The organism is Pseudoalteromonas fuliginea (assembly GCF_000690055.1).
In the GTDB taxonomy this organism is placed as follows: domain Bacteria; phylum Pseudomonadota; class Gammaproteobacteria; order Enterobacterales; family Alteromonadaceae; genus Pseudoalteromonas; species Pseudoalteromonas fuliginea.
In genome coordinates, this window is record NZ_JJNZ01000010.1 from 72,988 (window position 1) to 89,255 (window position 16,268).

A 16,268-nucleotide genomic window follows, 5' to 3' on the forward strand; every position below is an offset into this window, starting at 1 on the left:
TTATCTTTCGAGGTTGAAAATGTCTATTCGTAAACGTCTGACCTTAATTTTACTTTCAATGATGGTGCTAACTTGCTTTTTAGCATTAGTAAAAGGCTATCAAAAAAGTATGCACCACGGCGAAAGTTTGCTTGATGATGAACTTAAAATAGTAGCTGGCGTTTTAATTGAGCAACCATTGGCACTAAGCACAGATGCAGTACAAGTAAGTAATAATAGCGCTCAGTTGTTGTATCAAATTTGGCAAAATAATAATTTACTTAGTGGCTCATCGAGTTTAACGAATAACCAAATTAGTTTTAGCGAGGGCTTTCAAACGGCCAATGTAGCAGGGCAGCGTATGCGGGTATTTGTGATGAGTAAAAACACCCGTAAAATCATCGTTGCTGAACCTATGGCAAAGCGTTTTGAATTAGCTGAAGCCGTTATTTTATCTGCAATGTTACCTATGCTATGGGCAGTCCCTCTGCTTGCTATTTTTATTAGCTTTTTTGTTAAATACGCATTAGCCCCTCTTACTCGATTATCTAAGCAGTTAGCGTCTCGCCAAGCTAACGACTTTACGCCAATTAACTGGCAAGTAACCGACGAGGAAATTAAACCGGTTATTAATCGTTTAAACGACTTATTTAAGCGTGTAGAAACAGCCTACTTACGGGAGAGATTTTTTGCCTCTGATGCAGCCCATGAGTTACGTACCCCGCTTAGTAGTTTAAAAATTAACGTACATAATTTGGCTAATAAACAAAGTAATCTGCAAGACCATCAAGAATTACAAGCTATGTCGCAGGGCATTAATCGCTTAAGTAATATTGTCGAGCAAATGCTAATTTTAGGGCGCACTCAGCCTGAACAATGGCAGAGGCAGTTTAGCGAGCAATCATTGCTAGCGATTACTCAGCAAGTCGTATCGGAGCAATACGACAAAATAGATGAAAAAAACCAAACCATTAGTCTTGAAGGCGATGACTTTATTCTTAATGGTGATGAGTTTACATTAACCACACTCATCGCTAATTTACTTAGCAACGCCATAAAGTACACCCCCAATAATGGTCAAATTATAATTAAATTAGTATCAAGTAATGACGACTTTAGTTGGCAAATTGATGATTCCGGTGCGGGTATGACTGAAGAGCAAAAAGAGCGAATATTCAATCGTTTTTATCGCGTAGGTGGCGATCAGCATCCATCAGGCGAGCAAGGTGCCGGTTTAGGTATGGCGATTGTTCAACACATAATTGCTATTTATGGCGCAACTATTCATTTAGCGAATAGCCCTTTAGGCGGACTAACCGTTAAGGTTACTTTTACGGGAGTAAAAAGTGACTAAACGTTTATTTAATCGGTGCCTTTGTTGTTTGCTATTCTTGTCGTTTAACGCGGCGAGTAAAGAGTACCTTATTATTTTAAAAGATCATTTGTTTTATCCCTCGCAAATTACCATTCCCGCGAATAAAAAAGTCAAACTATTGATAGAAAACCAAGATAGCACACCAGAAGAGTTTGATAGCTTTGATCTAAACAGAGAAAAAGTACTCTACCCAAACCGTAAAAGCATTATTTATATAGGGCCGCTTAGTAAAGGGCATTACGAATTTTTTGGTGAGTTTTCGCCCAATACAGCAAGGGGCGTTGTAATAGTTGGTGATGAGGAGGCGCAGCATGCTAATAACTAGTTTAGTCATGAGCCTTAATCAATTGCTACCTGTGGCTATTTTATTAGTGCTACTACAAGTAGTTAAAAAACAAAGCGCTTTAAAAATAGGATCTGCTTTATTAATTGGCGCGCTCATGTCGTTTTTGTACATGCAAAGTGCATCATGGGTGAGCCAGAGGTTTGAACACCAAGGGCTAGAGTACTCACAAATAGGGCTATGTATTACTATATTTATAGCTGTATTAGTATTTGCAATAAAGCAAAAATCAGCGGCTTTTTATATTGCGGTTATAAGCACAATAACAATGTATTTAAGCCACTATATTATTTACCTCACCAGCTTTTGGCAAAGTAATGATGCAGGGCAAAGCTTATTTATTGGCACTTTATTAGGTGTTGGAATTTGTTTAAGTTTTAGCGTATTGCTGTACTTTTTAATGAATGCAATTAAGCACCGTTTTGGTATGTATCCGCTTTTTACTTTGCTTGCTTTTAACAGCGCGGCTAAGTTATTAGTTGCACTGGATTTGGCAAGCCAAATAGATTTAATTACCAACACCGCAACCGTGTGGGATTTACGTGATTTGTTAAACGAAAACTCTGAGCTAGGCCGCGTACTGCGTGCTCTTGTTGGTTACGAGGCTACCCCTGATCTAATGAGTGTACTTATATATAGTACAAGTAGCGTGATATTTTTATCACTTTGTTATGTTATTTCAGCTTCAATATCTAAGGAACGTGTATGAAAGCACTCAACCTATATTTAGCGCTTAGCTTTACCGTTTTTTGTTTGTTGGTATTCTCAATCCCAGTTAAGGCCGATGGTATTGTTGTTGATAAGGTATATCACCCCTATGTTTTACCTTTTGAGCGAGAGTTTGAATGGCGGTTGGTGTCGCACCAAACAGATAGTGGCAACATACTAGCGCAGCGTTTGGGTGGTGGCGGTGCTATTAACGATACAATGGCACTAGAAGGTTATATAGTTGGTGAGCGAGACGATAACGGCGACTTTGGTTTAGAAGCTTATGAGCTTGAACTACGCTGGCAATTGATTGAGCAAGGTAAATTATGGGCCGATTGGGGGGCATTATTTGAGCTTGAAAAAAAACATAATGAAGATGTGTATGAAGCAACGTCGGGTTTTGTGATAGAAAAAGAGTTTGGTAAAACAAGCTTAACTATGAATGCCTTTTTAGTGTACGAGTGGGGGCAGGATATTCAAAATGAATGGGAAAGTGAGTTTAGAGCGCAATATCGCTATCGATATCGTTCTGCTTTTCAGCCATCTCTTGAAGTTTACGTAGGTGAAGACTTTGTGGGTATAGGTCCAGGGTTTATAGGTTTGCAGCGTTTTGATGGACAAAAGCAGTTAAAATGGGAAGCGGGTTTTATCACTGAGATAAGCCAATCAGAAAAAAATCATAGTTTTAGGCTCGCATTAGAATTTGAATTTTAATAACCAATGATAGCGGTTTTGGTTGTTTATCACTCTGATTATAGATGGGTACTTGACATGTTTTAAAAAATCTATATAGTGGGCTGCAGCTAGAAAGAAAGCATGTAAGCTATAAATCTCCATTTCGATGTTGTATAAGTAATACTTGTAGTACCGTCCTGAAGTTTTTAAAGTACCATCTCATTTTTTGCTACACCCGCTCTTATGAGCATATTTTTTATTTTATATCAGGATATTACAATGTCTAACATCGTATCAGGTACAGTTAAGTGGTTCAACGAGTCTAAAGGTTTTGGTTTCATCGAGCAAGAAAATGGCCCAGACGTTTTCGCACATTTCTCAGCAATCAAAAGCGAAGGTTTCAAAACTTTAGCTGAAGGCCAACGTGTAGAGTTCACTCTTTCACAAGGTCAAAAAGGTCCACAAGCTGATAACATCACAGCTGTATAATTTTACTTTTTAAGTAAAATGAAAAAAAGCGCTTAAGGCGCTTTTTTTGTGTCTAAATTTTGATGAAAGTTACCTGCGTTTATTAGATAAGATCAACTCCACTTATTTACTCACTATACCAACCTGTATAAATCTTTGAGCAATTTAACGAATTAAACTGCATTATAACGTCGTTAAATTTTTATTTAGAGCAACTAGATACAAAAATTTTTGCCCAGTTCTAGCGTAATTTTCTTAACGTTAAATAGATCCCATATAGAAATTAATTATCCTGAATTCCATAAGGTAACGCACTTGTTTTTTCCATTTCAGTGAACGCCTTCTGAAGTGCATTAACAACATTAACGTCTGTTTTTTTATTCGCTGCTAAGTAAGCACCTACAGTGAGTTCGTTTATTCTATATACAAACTTTAAATGGTTGGGTTCAAGTTTTAAATAATCACTTAGCTGTTGCATATAAAGTGGATCGTCTACAACTAAGTCTACTTTTTTAGCGAGCAATAAATCATATGACTTTTGAATGTCGCTAGTGAATACTGCTTCAAAACCTAGTTTTAAAAGAGTCTGTGTAGAGAAGTCATTGCGTTGCATCGCTATTTTGTAGTTTTTAGCTTGCTCGGTACCTTCAATAACTATATCAGTGCGCTCTGAGAGAGCTATAAACCCCAAATCAAATCGTCCCACTTGTGCAATCCAATAAAATTGTTCTTCTCGCTCTGGTGTTCTTGCTAGGCTGTAAATAAAAACGTTGCTTTGCTCGGTTGCTAACTTATAAGCACGCGCCCACGGATACATTTGTATATTAGGTGTTAGCTTAGCCTCTGCAAATATATCTCGAATTAATTGAGTGCCTTCTCCTGTTACTTCACCATCAACCAATACCTGATTCGGTGGTGCTAATTCTGTAACAACAAGCAGTGTTTCTGTTGCTTGAATATGCACAGAGTAAATAAAAAAAAGAAAATAAATAATATATTTCACAATAGCGAATCGTCATTCAGTTAAATATAGTTATATAAGTGTGGCTTAAAATATTGAAAATACAAAAAATTAATCATGAAAATTAGTGACTAAGATATTGGTTTATTTAAATTTGAGTGTAAATATGAATTGTGTGCTGAGTTATGTTTTCACGTTGTAGTAATCAGCCTAGGAGGCTGTGTAACGACGTTCTAAAATGATTTAACCCGCATAATTTTTATGCCAATTAAACTTGGTATGAAGTATTAAAGGATTGATAACTTGAAATATAAAGTACTAAAACGATAAAAGGGCCTTGCGGCCCTTGGTGAAGTATCGTTCAAGTTAGATAGTACTTTAACCCCTTAAAGCAGCTATCTTCTTGTTTTGCAACACCGGTTTCATCTCAATAAGTTTCTAAGCTAGCGAGAGGAAAAACCCAGCAATTGCTGCGCTCATAAGGTTAGCCATAGATCCTGCTAACACTGCTCTGAGCCCTAAGCGCGCGATATCCTTTCGCCGACTAGGCGCCATACCGCCTAATCCACCTAGTAAAATGGCTATCGATGATAAGTTAGCAAACCCACATAAAGCAAAAGTAACAATTGCTTGTGTGTGTGCGCTTAACGTATCGCGATAATTTATAAAGTCTAAGTAAGCAACAAACTCGTTCACTACTATCTTTTGACCAATAAAGCTGCCGGCTATAATTGCTTCATCCCATGGCACACCTAGTAACCATGCAACAGGAGCAAATACATAACCTAATATTTCTTGAAGCGTTAATGTTGGGTAATCAAACCACCCGCCAATACCACCTAATAAACCGTTTAATAGTGCAATTAGCGCTACAAAAGCAAGTAACATTGCACCCACATTAAGTGCTAAATGCATGCCGTTTGCCGCACCTGATGCAGCTGCATCAATTACATTTACAGGCTTATCTTCGTCATCTAAATCTAAATCAGCTAAGTTATCTTTAGGCGTTTCAGTTTCTGGCACAATCATCTTGGCCATTAAAAAACCACCTGGAGCAGCCATAAAGCTCGCTGCTATTAAATACTTAAGCTCAATACCAATAATAACGTAACCGGCCATGACAGAGCCTGCTACAGTGGCTAAGCCACCTACCATCACTGCAAACAATTCCGATTTAGTCATCGTTGCAATAAACGGTTTAACAATAAGAGGGGCTTCAGTTTGGCCAACAAAAATATTCGCCGTTGCTGAAAGTGATTCAGTACGTGAGGTTTTCAATAATTTTTGTAAACCACCGCCTAATATCTTAATAATCCAATCCATAATGCCAAGGTGATATAGCACAGCAACTAATGCTGAGAAAAACACGATAACGGGCAAAACTTGAATTGCAAAAATAAAACCTAATGTATCTTGTGAGGCAAGTGGACCAAATAAAAATCCAATACCATCATTCGCATAACCAATTACCGATGAAACGGCCGCTGACATGCTCGTTAATACATTTTTTCCTGCTTCAAAAAACAGAACAAAACCGCCAATAACAATTTGCATCGCAAATGCTATGCCAACGGTTCTTAAATTAATTGCCTTGCGATTAGTTGACGCAGCAAAGGCAATGCTTAGCAGCACGCACATGCCAACTAAGCTCATAAATGTTGTCATACAAATGTTTCCCGTTGTTATTCTTGTAGTAAATATTTTATCTTACTTTTAATAATATCAATCGCAACACGGTTCATACCGCCTCGAGTCACAACTAAATCGGCGTTATGTTTCGAAGGCTCAATAAATTGATAAAACATCGGTCTAACAGTTGCTTGATATTGCTCAACAACAGATTGTAAAGTTCTGCCTCGTTGTTCCATATCACGCTGCATACGGCGCATTAAGCAAATATCTAAAGGTGTATCTATAAACACCTTAATATCAAATTCTTTATTAAGCGCTTTGTCACTCAATAATAAAATACCTTCAACAATGAGTATTTTTGCAGCAGGCACTCGGCGAGTTTTTTCGCTGCGTGTATGCTGTGCATAGTCATAGGTTGGTACTTCAACTGAGTTACCACAACGAAGTTGCGTTAAATGCTCAAGCATCAACGCATGTTCAAATGCATCAGGATGGTCGTAGTTCGTTTGCGTACGATGAGCCATCGGCAAATGCGACTGATCCTTGTAATAAGCATCTTCTTCAATAATGGCGATAGCGCCTGGTTCAAGCTCGTTAACCAATTCATTGTATATAGTTTGGCTAAAAAGAGATTTGCCCGACGCAGACGCGCCTGCAATAGCTATAATAGTAGTTCGTGTCACTAAAGTTCTCACCCACACAGAAGGATATATTGTTGGTAGATCACAATAGCAAAAAAGACACGATTAATCTCTTTTGCTTCGCTCAAGAATGCAAATTTATAATGTTTAGGTTTTATGAAACAGGACTTTTGTCCTGTACGGAAAATTCAAAGAGCGGATAAAGTAACCACCTAGAAACAAAGTGAGGTCAAAATGGCAAAAGCAATTATCTTAATGGCAGATAGCCTAGGAATCGGTGCAGCACCAGATGCAGATAAATTTGGTGATCTTGGCGCTAACACATTTGCTCACTTACTAAAAGCATATTACGACGAAACTGGCAGTGCACTGTCGCTTCCTAATTTATCTAAATTAGGATTAATAGACGCATGTGAAGCTGCAGGTGGAGAAACCTGTTTAATATCTGATCGCCAAACACCACAAGGTGCATGGGGTTACGCTAAAGAACTTTCTAGCGGAAAAGATACACCATCAGGTCATTGGGAAATGGCAGGCGTACCTGTGTTGTTTGATTGGGGATATTTTCCAAAAACACAGCCGAGTTTTCCACAAGAGTTTATTGACGAGTTTATAGCTCGCACAGGTATTCCTGGTATTTTAGGCAACTGCCATGCATCGGGAACGACCATTTTAGAACAGCTAGGTGAAGAACACGTAAAAACAGGTAAACCAATCTGTTACACCTCAGCTGATAGCGTGTTTCAAATAGCCGCGCATGAAAAATCATTCGGCCTAGAGAAGCTTTATCAAGTTTGCGAAATCGCACGGGCGCTACTTGATGAAATGAATATAGGACGAGTGATTGCGCGGCCATTTTTGGGTTCAAATAGCCAAGACTTTGCTCGAACGGGTAATCGTCGTGACTACTCAGTACTTCCGCCAGCACCCACATTGCTAGACGTATTAGCAAAAGACGGCGGCGAAGTAATTAGTATTGGTAAAATTTCAGATATTTACGCGCATCAGGGCATAACCCAAAAGCATAAAGCACCTGGGCTTATGAACTTGCTAGAAAAAACCAGCGAAGTAATGAAAAGCGCGCCAGATCGCAGCTTAATTTTTACTAACCTAGTTGATTTTGATGAAAAATTTGGTCATCGCCGTAACCCAGTAGGTTACGCAAAAGCATTAAAAGAGTTTGATGACTATTTACCAACTATACTAAATCAGTTAGACGCAGATGACATATTAATGATCACTGCAGATCACGGTTGTGACCCAACCTTTCCAGGTTCTGAGCATACTCGTGAATACGTACCTGTTATTGCATATAAACCAGGTATGATTAATACACCGTTAGGTGAACGCAACAGTTTTGCAGATATAGGCCAAACCCTAGCACAGTGGTTTAGTTTACCTGCACTTGATTACGGCGACAGCTTTTTAAATGAGCTAACAATGCCAAATAAAAAGGAAAACAATTAATGAGTACTCCGCATATCAGTGCAAACGTTGGTGATTTCGCCGAAACAGTATTAATGCCAGGCGATCCGCTACGTGCGCAATATATTGCTGAAAACTTTTTAGATGATGCAGTACAAGTTACAGGCGTTCGTAACATGTACGGTTTCACTGGTACTTACAAAGGTAAGCCAGTAAGCATCATGGGTTCAGGTATGGGCATTCCATCAATGTCTATTTATGCTCGTGAGCTAATTGTAAGCTTTGGCGTTAAAAATATTATACGTATTGGTACGTGTGGCGGTATTGGCACAGATATCAAAATCCGTGACGTAATTTTTGCACAAGGTGCAAGCACAGATTCTAACGTAAATCGTGCACGTGTACGTGGCTACGATTTTTCTGCAATTGCTAACTTTGATTTACTTTTAAACGGCGTAAACGCTGCAAAAGAGCTAGGAATTGAAGCAAAAGTAGGTAACGTATTTACAACCGACACTTTCTATCAAGCAGACGACTCGTTCTATAAAGATTTAGACAAGTTAGGCATGCTAGCAGTAGATATGGAAACGGCGGGTTTATATGGCGTTGCAGCTGAATACGGCGCAAACGCAATGGCATTATTTACAGTAAGCGACCACGTAATCACCGGTGAAGCAACACCTGCTGATGAGCGTCAAAGCACGTTTAACGAAATGGTTAAAATTGCATTAGAGTCAATAGCTTAAATAATACATAACAGTTCCTTGGTAACGTATTCACTAAGTTTTGGAGACACGCCCAAAGTGAAGTGAGACTAACCTCCAAAGCCGCATCTAATGCGGCTTTTTTTATGCGCGTCTACAAGGCAAAACCTAACTTGTTGTAGACGTAGAGCTTGCTCACGTTAGAAGCGCAGCTTCTCATTACTTAACATACTCAAGCGATCACTCTAAAAGCGTTGCTTTAAACGCCAGCAAGCTGCGCGCTACAAGGTAAACTTGGCTTATTGTTGTAGACGTAGAGCTTGCTCACGTTAGAAGCGCAGCTTCTCATTACTTAATATACTCAAGCTATCACTCTAAAAGCGTTGCTTTTAAACGCCAGCAAGCTGCACGTCTACAAGGTGAACTTGGCTTATTGTTGTAGACGTAGAGCTTGCTCACGTTAGAAGCGCAGCTTCTCATGACTTAATATACTCAAGCTATCACTCTAAAAGCCTTGCTTTTAAACGCCAGCAACCTGCGCGTCTACAAGGTGCAACTTGGCTTATTGTTGTAGACGTAGAGCTTGCTCACGTTAGAAGCGCAGCTTCTCATTACTTAATATACTCAAGCTATCACTCTAAAAGCCTTGCTTTTAAACGCCAGCAAGCTGCGCGTCTACAAGGTAAACTTGGCTTATTGTTGTAGACGTAGAGCTTGCTCACGTTAGAAGCGCAGCTTCTCATTACTTAATATACTCAATAAAAGAGTTGCTTTTAAACGCCAGCAAGCTGCGCGTCTACATAGGAAGCTTGGCTTTTTGTGGTAGACGTAGAGCTTGCTCACGTTAGAAGCGTAGCTTCTCATTACTTAATATACTCAAGCTATCACATTAAAAGCTTTGCTTTAAACGCCAGCAAGCTGCGCGTCTACAAGGTGCAACTTGGCTTGTTGTTGTAGACGTAGAGCTTGCTCACGTTAGAAGCGCAGCTTCTCATGACTTAATATACTTAAACTATCACTCTAAAAGCCTTGCTTTAAACGCCAGCAAGCTGCGCGCTACAAGGTAAACTTGGCTTATTGTTGTAGACGTAGAGCTTGCTCACGTTAGAAGCGCAGCTTCTCATGACTTAATATACTCAAGCTATCACTCTAAAAGCCTTGCTTTTAAACGCCAGCAAGCTGCGCGTCTACAAGGTGCATATTGTTTTGTATAAAAATCATCAGCGCTTTGTATAACTATTACCTAGTTAATGCTAGTGTTTAAAGCACATACATTTTTATAATTTACTGGATTAACCGCTAAATTGTGGAGTTAAATATGTCTAATTGGGTTGATGCAACTGTAAAAAAAGTAACATGGTGGAACGAAACGCTTTTTAGCTTAACGGTTAATGCCGATGTAGAGCCATTTAAAGCAGGGCAGTTTACTAAGCTTTCAATAATTGAGGATGATAAACGCATTGCGCGTGCATATTCATACGTTAATTCACCCGATAGCTCAGCTCTAGAGTTTTATCTTATCAACGTAGCTGACGGGCTTTTATCACCGCGCTTAGCAAAACTACAGCCAGGCGACAACGTACTAATTGAGCGCCGTGCAACAGGTTTTTTTACACTTGACGAAATTCCACAAAGTGAGCAGCTGTGGATGTTAGGCACTGGCACAGCAATCGGACCATTTTTATCAATATTGCAACAATCTGAGGTATGGCAAAAGTATCAGCATATAAACTTAGTGCATGGCGTACGTTTTAATAGTGATTTAAGTTACCAGCCGCTTATAAATGAGCTTTTAAAAGCTTACCCAGCACAACTTAATTATATACCTGTTGTGAGCCGAGAAGAGCCGTTAGAGGGCTTACATGGGCGTATTACTGATGCAATTCAAAGTAGTCGCCTATTTGATAAAGTAAAATTAGATCCAGCACCAAATAATGCCCAATTTATGATTTGTGGCAATCCACAAATGGTAAAAGACACAACCGAACTTCTTATAGGGAAAAGCTTTAAGCGTAACAGGCGCAGAGAGCCTGGACATATAACAGTCGAACAGTACTGGTAAGTGGCTGAATGACTACCCGCAAACTCTAAAATTTGTTATGTTGCACCACATTACGCGTTTAGTGTTCATATTAGGAAAGTTATGAAACCGTTATCAATTATTTTAGCTTCATTAATCACCACAGTTGCATTGATTAGTTATGCCTCAGATCAACAACCTGAAGTAACCGAGCCAAAACTCAAAAGTGCAGAGCAAGTTGTTACAAATAAAGGTGACTCAGTCTCAAAAAATACCAACACAGATAACTTTGCAACTGAAATAGATGCTAACGATAAAATTAATACTCTTGAATACAAAGCGCCCGAACTTAAAAAACCGGTAATCGACACCGCTAAAACAGATGATTCAAAAGTATTCGGTAACGAAGCACCACAGCCAGTAGAAAAGCCAAAAAATAAAGTAGAGAAAGCAGTGGCTGTTGCTGAGGCCGAAAAAGCAGTTACGCAAGCTAAAGAGGCACTTACTACTAAGCAGCAAACTAAGGCAAAGCAGTCACGTGAGTCACTTGCCGTGGTTGAGCAATTGGTCAACGCTTACAACGCACGTAACATTGAAGAGTTTATTCGCGTGTACTCTGAAGATGTAGAGTTTTATATTTTCCCAAATGAGCTATTATTTAAAGGTAAAGAAAAACTAATCGCACGTTATGGGCTAATGTTTAAAAAACTCAAATGTATTCACTCATCGCCAATTAAGCGCATAGTGCATGGTGACATAGTAATAGATCATGAGTTATCAGAAACATGCTCCACTGATAAAAACGTTGTAGATAAACGTTCAGAGTTAATTTCGAGCTATCAAATTAAAGACGGGAAAATAATACGCGTCTTATTTTTCCGTTAAAGGACTGTTATGCAAATAAGTGACGAAAGAAAAATTCGCTTAATGTACCGAGTTGAACCAGGCTGCTTAGGGCCTGATGGTGCTAACCATATAGAAGATTTTTGCCGTTTTGCTAACAAGCATATTAAATCGCCTTATTACGGCTTGTTTGTCTTTTTACCTCGTTACGATAAACAAAAAGATGAGCGTCAATACAGTGTAAATAGCCGTAACTTATCGCAAGTACAAGCTAAGGCGTACTTAAATCATTTTGATATTGATATAGATAATTTTGAAGAGCAGCTCGACGAGCTGCTCGCTAAAGCAATAGATTTATATTTTAAACGTTAAAATGCACTGCATGCAGCATACTATAAATTTAATTGTATTCCAGACGCTTCACCAGCCACAATTGTATTAAAGCTCTCGTTATCGTGTAAGCTTGCAAATGCACTTTCGTGTAATAGTTCATTACGTAAATTAGGCGAGTAATCTAGTGCCATTTTAATATCTGCTAGGGCATCTGCATGCTCATGTATTAGGGCAAAAGCACAGGCTCTTTGCCAGTATGCGTAGCCATAATCACTATCTATATCAATGGCTTGATTGCATAGTTCAATTGCTTGCGCTGTTTCGTTAATTTCCAGTAGTGCGTCAGCTTTATAAGCTATTGCTTCTACATCTTCTGGTTTACGTTTTAAAATTTCATCAAATATTTCAATTTTATTTGCAAAATCACTTTCTAAATTGGCGCGCATCCATAGCGAATGAACCTCGTTGGTAACCGATATACGTTCTTGGTTACTGAGTATTTCTTCAGAGCGTACACGCAGTTTTTCTTCAAGAATTTTTAATCTGTCTTCGTATTCATCCGTAATTACACTTACGCGTGTATTTACAATATCTTCTACTTTATTTTTAACATCACGTAGCGAGTTCCAACCCACTAAAACCAAAATAGATGCCGTGGCAGTAATAATAAAAAACACATTATTAATGGTATCGGTTGTGTATGTGAGCGCACGATCAGCGGTATCTAGTTGGGCGTGGGTAACTTGTTTAGTTACATCTTCACGTAGCTTTTGTTGATCTTGTCGTACTGCTTTTAGTTCATCTAAAACGTAGCGTTCTAAAAGTGGTTTATACATAGGCTCCTTTAGTTGGCTAAGGGCATGTTGTTGTTCTTGCGCAGTGAGCACTTCTGGCCTTTGTTCTGCTGCGTTCACAGTAGCCAAAAAAAATGTAAAACAAACAAAAAGTAAGGATATGTAATAACGCATTGGTATGCCTAGTTAAATTAATTACGAGTGTAACTTTAACACGCACAGCTAAAAGGCACAAAGCTAGTGAAGCCAAAAATTTTACAAAAAAAAGCCAGTTCAAGGTGAACTGGCCAAAACTGCTAAAACAACAAAAGTTGCAGGGAAATACAGGAGATAAATTGCATACTAACTGAATTTAGCTGAACAATTACTTAACTCAATTCAGTTAGTTAAAATAAGAAGATACACAAGGTATCTGGTTTATAAAGTAAAGGTGTATTGGGCTTAAGTAATACACCTTTATCGTTATAACTATAATTTCATGGTGAAGGGGGATATTCCAATGTGCGCTTAAGTAAATCAAAGCCACTTTTGAGCCCTTCACTTATCAATACGCCGAAATTTTTCAGTGCGATCACAGGTCTTCTAAAAAAGTTAAGATAAATATTTTAATCTCGTATTTTAAATACAGTTAGAAAGTGCAGTAAAAAGTATGCACAACTAACTATCCATCAAAATTATAAATGACAGCAATCGTTTTAAACAGCCGTTCGGTGCTGGTATAGCATAATTTATAAGCCTATATTAAATACACATAAGTATTTAGGCCGGTGTACTAAGTTATAAACCAACTAAATAAAATAACCGTTACTTTTGTACTATAAGGATTTCAGAATGAGCAACCCTAAAGCAGGCCAATGTCCGGTCATGCATGGTAGTAATACTAAAACGTCTAATCCAAATACCGATTGGTGGCCAAACGCCCTTAACTTAGACATACTTCATCAACACGATACAAAAACGACTCCATATGACAGCGATTTCAACTACGCTGAAGCATTTAAAACACTAGATTTAGAAGCCTTAAAAACCGATTTAAAACACTTAATGACGCAAAGCCAGCAGTGGTGGCCAGCCGATTGGGGCCATTACGGTGGTTTAATGATTCGCATGGCATGGCACTCAGCAGGATCATACAGACTAGCTGACGGGCGTGGTGGTGGCAGTACAGCTAATCAGCGTTTTGCTCCGCTAAATTCATGGCCTGATAATGGCAATCTCGATAAAGCGCGTCGTTTATTATGGCCAATTAAGAAAAAATACGGCAATAAACTCTCGTGGGCCGACTTAATTATTTTAGCGGGCAACATGGCATACGAATCAATGGGTTTAAAAACCTTTGGGTTTGCAGGCGGGCGCGAAGATATTTGGCATCCTGAAAAAGACGTATATTGGGGAGCCGAAAAAGAATGGCTCGCACCAAGCGACGGACGCTACGCCAATGTAGACAAGCCAGACACAATGGAAAACCCGTTAGCCGCAGTACAAATGGGCTTAATTTACGTTAACCCAGAAGGTGTTAATGGTGTACCCGATCCACTTAAAACAGCAGCACAAGTTCGCGAAACGTTTGCGCGTATGGCAATGGATGATGAAGAAACAGCAGCACTTACCGTAGGTGGGCATACCGTAGGTAAAACGCATGGTAACGGTAAAGCCGAAAACCTAGGGCCAGAGCCAGAGGCTGCTGATGTACACGAGCAAGGTCTTGGTTGGAACAACACCACAACACGTGGTATTGGTCGCGATACAGTAACTTCTGGTATTGAAGGGGCATGGACTACCCACCCAACTAAATGGGATAACGACTACTGTAAACTACTGTTAAGCTACGAATGGGAATTAACAAAAAGCCCAGCTGGCGCTCATCAGTGGGAGCCGGTTAATATTAAAGAAGAAGACAAGCCAGTTGATGTAGAAGATCCATCAATTCCTTTAAACCCAATAATGACTGATGCCGATATGGCCATGAAAATGGATCCCGCGTATCGTAAAATTATTGAGCGTTTTTATAACGATTTTGATTACTTCTCAGATGTGTTTGCTCGTGCTTGGTTTAAATTAACTCACCGCGATTTAGGTCCTAAATCACGTTATTTAGGTGCCGATGTGCCAAGCGAGGATCTTATTTGGCAAGACCCAGTACCTACCGTTGACTACACACTCACAAACGCCGAAATTAGTGATTTAAAAGCAACATTACTTAGTTGCGGCGTTAGCGCTGCTGATTTAATTAGCACGGCATGGGACAGTGCTCGTACTTATCGTGGTTCTGATCACCGTGGTGGCGCAAATGGCGCACGTATTCGTCTTGCACCACAAAAAGATTGGCAAGGTAACGAACCAACACGTTTAGCAAATGTACTAGCTGCACTTGAAAAAGTACAAGCAGGTTTAAACAAGCAAGTTAGCATCGCCGACTTAATTGTTTTAGGCGGAACAGCCGCAGTAGAACAAGCAGCTAAAAGCGCTGGTGTTGATGTAACCGTACCGTTCGCGCCAGGACGAGGGGACGCAACAGACGACATGACCGATGCCGAATCGTTTGATGTGCTTGAACCCATTCATGACGGCTTTAGAAACTGGCTGAAAAAAGACTATGTAGTATCCGCGGAAGAGCTTTTACTAGAGCGTAGCCAGTTGATGGGTTTAAGTGCACCAGAAATGTCAGTATTACTTGGTGGCATGCGCGTGTTAGGCACTAACCACAATGGCAGTCAGCATGGCGTATTTACAAGTAATGTCGGCACCTTAAGTAATGACTTTTTTGTAAACTTAACGGATATGGCGTACCGCTGGGAGCCTACTGAAAAAGGGTTGTACAATCTTGTAGAGCGTACAAGCGGCGTAACTAAATGGACTGCAACACGTGTTGATTTAGTATTTGGCTCAAACTCGGTTTTACGTGCACTTGCTGAGTTTTATGCGCAAGACGACAACAAAGAACGCTTTGTTCACGACTTCGTAAATGCATGGGTAAAAGTAATGAATACCGACAGGTTTGATATTAAATAATCTGTGCGATGAACATAAAAAAGGGGGAGTAATTAATTACTCCCCCTTTTTCATTTATAACGCAGTGGCAAACATATATTTGTAGACGTCGAACTTGCTCACGTGAGAAGCAAGGCTTCTAATTACTTAATACCCTAAAAACTGCGTTTTTAAACGCCAGCAAGCTGCGCGTCTACAGGGTTTATACCCAGGTTTCAGAATATGATTTGTAGACGTTGAGCTTGCTCACGTGAGAAGCAAGGCTTCTAATTACTTAATACCCTAAAAACTGCGTTTTTACACGCCAGCAAGCTGTGCGTCTACAGGGGTTATACCCAAGTTTCAGAATATGATTTGTAGACGTAGAGCTTGCTCA

At 39.5% G+C, this 16,268-nt stretch carries 15 protein-coding genes; 11 read left to right on the plus strand and 4 right to left on the minus strand.

Annotated features, from left to right (window positions below; genetic code table 11):
* The first annotated feature begins 19 nt into the window (after nucleotides 1-19).
* From DC53_RS16385 to DC53_RS16365, 5 genes are all read left to right on the plus strand, one after another.
* On the plus strand, nucleotides 20-1,333 hold the full coding sequence (locus DC53_RS16385; protein ID WP_033028662.1) for an ATP-binding protein: 1,314 nt from the start codon (nucleotides 20-22) through the stop codon (nucleotides 1,331-1,333).
* Nucleotides 1,326-1,679 carry a cupredoxin domain-containing protein gene (locus DC53_RS16380; protein WP_033028663.1) on the plus strand — a complete coding sequence of 118 codons (354 nt, stop codon included), beginning with the start codon at nucleotides 1,326-1,328 and terminating at the stop codon, nucleotides 1,677-1,679. The genes DC53_RS16385 and DC53_RS16380 overlap by 8 nt, the downstream gene beginning before the upstream one ends.
* Nucleotides 1,666-2,406, plus strand: coding sequence for a hypothetical protein (locus tag DC53_RS16375; RefSeq protein ID WP_033028664.1), 741 nt, complete (start codon nucleotides 1,666-1,668; stop codon nucleotides 2,404-2,406). The genes DC53_RS16380 and DC53_RS16375 overlap by 14 nt, the downstream gene beginning before the upstream one ends.
* Entirely contained in the window at nucleotides 2,403-3,119 is a 717-nt protein-coding gene (locus DC53_RS16370; protein WP_033028665.1) for a hypothetical protein, read from the plus strand. Before DC53_RS16375 ends, DC53_RS16370 begins: the two co-directional genes overlap by 4 nt.
* Before the next feature lie 240 nt (nucleotides 3,120-3,359).
* Nucleotides 3,360-3,569, plus strand: a complete 210-nt coding sequence (locus tag DC53_RS16365; RefSeq protein ID WP_002959120.1) for a cold-shock protein — start codon at nucleotides 3,360-3,362, stop codon at nucleotides 3,567-3,569.
* 262 nt (nucleotides 3,570-3,831) lie between these two features.
* Here the strand turns inward: DC53_RS16365 and DC53_RS16360 are convergent, their stop codons facing one another.
* The 3 genes from DC53_RS16360 to udk all read right to left on the minus strand — a co-directional run bounded on the left by DC53_RS16360 (nucleotide 3,832) and on the right by udk (nucleotide 6,824).
* Nucleotides 3,832-4,551 (minus strand): substrate-binding periplasmic protein, encoded by a 720-nt coding sequence (locus DC53_RS16360; protein WP_239462863.1) that lies wholly within the window; start codon nucleotides 4,549-4,551, stop codon nucleotides 3,832-3,834.
* A gap of 396 nt (nucleotides 4,552-4,947) precedes the next feature.
* Nucleotides 4,948-6,174 carry a NupC/NupG family nucleoside CNT transporter gene (locus DC53_RS16355; protein ID WP_007376641.1) on the minus strand — a complete coding sequence of 409 codons (1,227 nt, stop codon included), beginning with the start codon at nucleotides 6,172-6,174 and terminating at the stop codon, nucleotides 4,948-4,950.
* Between the two features lie 17 nt (nucleotides 6,175-6,191).
* The gene (gene udk, locus DC53_RS16350) at nucleotides 6,192-6,824 is read right to left on the minus strand and encodes a uridine kinase (protein WP_007376640.1); all 633 of its coding nucleotides are present in this window, start codon (nucleotides 6,822-6,824) and stop codon (nucleotides 6,192-6,194) included.
* Between the two features lie 192 nt (nucleotides 6,825-7,016).
* Here udk and DC53_RS16345 point away from each other — a divergent pair, with 192 nt between their 5' ends.
* The 5 genes from DC53_RS16345 to DC53_RS16325 all read left to right on the plus strand — a co-directional run bounded on the left by DC53_RS16345 (nucleotide 7,017) and on the right by DC53_RS16325 (nucleotide 12,146).
* Entirely contained in the window at nucleotides 7,017-8,249 is a 1,233-nt protein-coding gene (locus DC53_RS16345; RefSeq protein WP_033028666.1) for a phosphopentomutase, read from the plus strand.
* Nucleotides 8,249-8,953 (plus strand): purine-nucleoside phosphorylase, encoded by a 705-nt coding sequence (gene deoD, locus DC53_RS16340; RefSeq protein ID WP_007376638.1) that lies wholly within the window; start codon nucleotides 8,249-8,251, stop codon nucleotides 8,951-8,953. Before DC53_RS16345 ends, deoD begins: the two co-directional genes overlap by 1 nt.
* A 1,276-nt stretch (nucleotides 8,954-10,229) precedes the next feature.
* Nucleotides 10,230-10,973 carry a ferredoxin--NADP reductase gene (locus tag DC53_RS16335; RefSeq protein ID WP_007379034.1) on the plus strand — a complete coding sequence of 248 codons (744 nt, stop codon included), beginning with the start codon at nucleotides 10,230-10,232 and terminating at the stop codon, nucleotides 10,971-10,973.
* Nucleotides 10,974-11,054: 81 nt separating this feature from the next.
* Nucleotides 11,055-11,816: a nuclear transport factor 2 family protein gene (locus DC53_RS16330; protein ID WP_007379035.1), complete on the plus strand. Its 762-nt coding sequence runs from the start codon at nucleotides 11,055-11,057 to the stop codon at nucleotides 11,814-11,816.
* Nucleotides 11,817-11,825: 9 nt separating this feature from the next.
* Nucleotides 11,826-12,146, plus strand: a complete 321-nt coding sequence (locus tag DC53_RS16325) for a hypothetical protein (protein WP_007379036.1) — start codon at nucleotides 11,826-11,828, stop codon at nucleotides 12,144-12,146.
* Between the two features lie 20 nt (nucleotides 12,147-12,166).
* On the opposite strand, the gene DC53_RS16320 is transcribed toward DC53_RS16325, so the two are convergent.
* Nucleotides 12,167-13,075 (minus strand): tetratricopeptide repeat protein, encoded by a 909-nt coding sequence (locus DC53_RS16320; RefSeq protein WP_033016400.1) that lies wholly within the window; start codon nucleotides 13,073-13,075, stop codon nucleotides 12,167-12,169.
* 657 nt (nucleotides 13,076-13,732) lie between these two features.
* On the opposite strand from DC53_RS16320, the gene katG reads away from it, so the two are divergent.
* Nucleotides 13,733-15,913 carry a catalase/peroxidase HPI gene (katG, locus tag DC53_RS16315; RefSeq protein WP_033028667.1) on the plus strand — a complete coding sequence of 727 codons (2,181 nt, stop codon included), beginning with the start codon at nucleotides 13,733-13,735 and terminating at the stop codon, nucleotides 15,911-15,913.
* Nucleotides 15,914-16,268 lie beyond the last annotated feature (355 nt).

Bases quoted from the DNA above. Each gene is read 5' to 3' on its own strand.
- DC53_RS16385 (WP_033028662.1), top strand. From the start codon at position 20: ATGTCTATTCGTAAACGTCTGACCTTAATTTTACTTTCAATGATGGTG.
- DC53_RS16375 (WP_033028664.1), top strand. From the start codon at position 1,666: ATGCTAATAACTAGTTTAGTCATGAGCCTTAATCAATTGCTACCTGTG.
- DC53_RS16370 (WP_033028665.1), top strand. From the start codon at position 2,403: ATGAAAGCACTCAACCTATATTTAGCGCTTAGCTTTACCGTTTTTTGT.
- DC53_RS16365 (WP_002959120.1), top strand. From the start codon at position 3,360: ATGTCTAACATCGTATCAGGTACAGTTAAGTGGTTCAACGAGTCTAAA.
- DC53_RS16355 (WP_007376641.1), bottom strand. From the start codon at position 6,174: ATGACAACATTTATGAGCTTAGTTGGCATGTGCGTGCTGCTAAGCATT.
- DC53_RS16345 (WP_033028666.1), top strand. From the start codon at position 7,017: ATGGCAAAAGCAATTATCTTAATGGCAGATAGCCTAGGAATCGGTGCA.
- deoD (WP_007376638.1), top strand. From the start codon at position 8,249: ATGAGTACTCCGCATATCAGTGCAAACGTTGGTGATTTCGCCGAAACA.
- DC53_RS16335 (WP_007379034.1), top strand. From the start codon at position 10,230: ATGTCTAATTGGGTTGATGCAACTGTAAAAAAAGTAACATGGTGGAAC.
- DC53_RS16330 (WP_007379035.1), top strand. From the start codon at position 11,055: ATGAAACCGTTATCAATTATTTTAGCTTCATTAATCACCACAGTTGCA.
- DC53_RS16325 (WP_007379036.1), top strand. From the start codon at position 11,826: ATGCAAATAAGTGACGAAAGAAAAATTCGCTTAATGTACCGAGTTGAA.
- DC53_RS16320 (WP_033016400.1), bottom strand. From the start codon at position 13,075: ATGCGTTATTACATATCCTTACTTTTTGTTTGTTTTACATTTTTTTTG.
- katG (WP_033028667.1), top strand. From the start codon at position 13,733: ATGAGCAACCCTAAAGCAGGCCAATGTCCGGTCATGCATGGTAGTAAT.